This window comes from Streptomyces sp. NPDC002690 (assembly GCF_053592415.1).
Genome location: NZ_JBSFVR010000644.1, coordinates 1 through 2,308, shown reverse-complemented (window position 1 = coordinate 2,308; position 2,308 = coordinate 1). Strand labels below are relative to the sequence as shown.

Here is a 2,308-nt window from a genome sequence, read left to right as displayed (position 1 = left end):
GGGCGGGCGGTGCCCCGGCGGCGAGCACATGGTGGAAGGCGCTTTCGAGGTCCTCGACACCCTGGAGCACGACCTCTCCGAGGGGGCGCCCGAGCCGGTCGGCGCCGGAACCCCGGGCAGCCCGGTCACCCCGGTAGGCAAGGGGGCGGCCACGGCCTCGGCGTCCGGCGGACTGCCGCCGCGCGGCCCCGGCGCCTCCACCCGCGCCTCGCTCACCGACGTGGTGCCGCGCAGGACCCTGGCGATCATCGCCGGGGTCGTGGTGCTCGCCATCGTCGGCACCGTGCTCGCGCTCAGCCTCGGCGGGGACGACACGGGCGACAAGGACACCGGCGGACAGTCGAGCGCGGCCGGATCGACCGGCGGGCCCGACGGCTCCGGGAAGGGCAAGGACACCGGCAAGGACGGTACCGAGGGGCAGGGGAAGTCCGACGGCTCCGCGAGCCCGTCCACGGCCGGTACCCCGTCGGGATCCGCCGCTTCGCCCGGTGGCACCGGGAGCGGCGAGGACGGCGACGGCAAGGACGACAAGGGCGGCGAGGACGACAAGGGCGGCGACGCGCTGCCGCAGGGGTACAAGACGTTCACCGACAGCCGCTTCCACTTCACCATGGCGATGCCCGGGTCCTACGGGCGCACCGCCATCGCCGGCTCCAATTCGGGCGGCATCTACAACGCGTCGAAGGGCGCCTTCCCGCGCGTCCAGATCGACTACAACAGCTCTCCCGGCAAGGACGCCGCCGCCGCGTGGACCGCGGCCGTCGCGGGGGTGAGCGCCGCGAGCAACAACTACAAGCACATCGGCATAAAGAAGGTCGACTACAACGGCTACCCGACCGTCGCGGACTGGGAGTTCGAGCGCACCCAGAACGGCGAGCGGGTGCACGTCCTCAACCGCGGCTTCCGGGCCGACTCCACGCACGGCTACTCGATCATGGTGAGCTGCCCGGCCGCGGAGTGGAACGAGGACGAGTGCCGCACGTTGCGCGAGACGGCGTTCGCCACCTTCGCGCCCAAGGACTGACGCCCGCCGGTGACCGCCCCCGGCGGGCGGTCACCGCACCGGCCGGAGGGGGCCGCACCCCCGGCCCGTACCGCCCGGGTTGTGCGACCCGGACACACCGCCGCGTCCGGCCACGTATCGTAAGAGACCGAGAACCGTAAGCAGCCGTGACGGCGTGTCATATGTGTGCGAATGACCGTGATGTGACGGGCCGAGCGGATCTCGTGACCGGGGGACCGTGCGCTCTGGGGAGGCGTCGTGGACGACTATGCGGGTCGGGTGCTCGCCGACCGCTATCGCCTTCCGCTGCCGCCGAACGACGCCTACGAACTCCTGGAGACCCGGGCCTTCGACACCTACAGCGGCCAGGAGGTCCTGGTCCGGCAGGTGCCGCTCCCCGAGGTCGTCGACGCCGAGGTGCTCGACGGTGACGGCCGGCCGTCACCGGTGCGCCGGGCCACCGGCCGGGCCGTACGCCGCTCTTCGGACCCGGCGGTGCGCCGGGCGATAGAGGCCGCGCAGGCGGCGGCCCAGGTCCCGGACCACCCGCGACTGGACCAGGTCTTCGACGTGTTCGCCGAGGCGGGCTCGCTCTGGATCGTGAGCGAGCTGGTTCCCGCGCGCACCCTCGCCGCGCTGCTGGCCGAACGCCCCCTCAGCCCCTACCGTGCCGCCGAGATCGGCTCCGACGTGCTCACCGCCCTGCGGGTGCTGCACGCGCACGGCTGGACCCACCGCAACATCACCGTGCGGACGGTGCTGGTCTGCGACGACGGCCGCGTGATGCTGACCGGCCTCGCGGCCGGCGCGGCCGAGGAAGCGCTCTGCGGGTACGTCACCGTGCCCCGGCCCGACCTGGACGAACCGGAACTCCCGCCCCGGCGGTACGAGCACGGCGACGAGCACGGCCGGGGCGACGAACAGGGCCGCGAGAGCGGGTACGAGGGCGGGCCCGACGCCGACGGGGACCATGCCGGGTACGCCCCCGCGCTGCCCGCCGCCCTTCCGCCCGCGCTGCCGGCCGCCCCCGCCCCGTACGCGCCGCGGCCCGAGCCGCTGGACCCGTACACCGACCGGGACCCGTACACCGACCGGGACCCGTACGCCGGTCGTCCGGAGTACGCGCCGCGGCCCGAGCCCCGCGACCCGTACGCGAAGGGCGCCCAGGCGTACCCCGGCGCGCACCACCCGTCGCCCGCCGCGCCGCCGGAGGGCGGTGGGCACGCCCGGACATGGGAGACCGCTACGTCAGGACGATCTATGACGACGAGTGGGTGGCCGACACCTTCGGAACGGATGTTCTCG

Annotated in this window: 1 protein-coding gene and 1 pseudogene; both read left to right on the top strand. The window is 74.1% G+C overall.

The features are described from left to right. Positions 1-1,024: pseudogene (locus tag ACWD3D_RS36265) on the top strand (serine/threonine protein kinase); the annotation flags it as partial. A 237-nt stretch (positions 1,025-1,261) separates the two neighbouring features. After that, on the top strand, positions 1,262-2,308 hold a 1,047-nt coding region (locus ACWD3D_RS36260; protein ID WP_451464916.1), incomplete at its 3' end, for a protein kinase.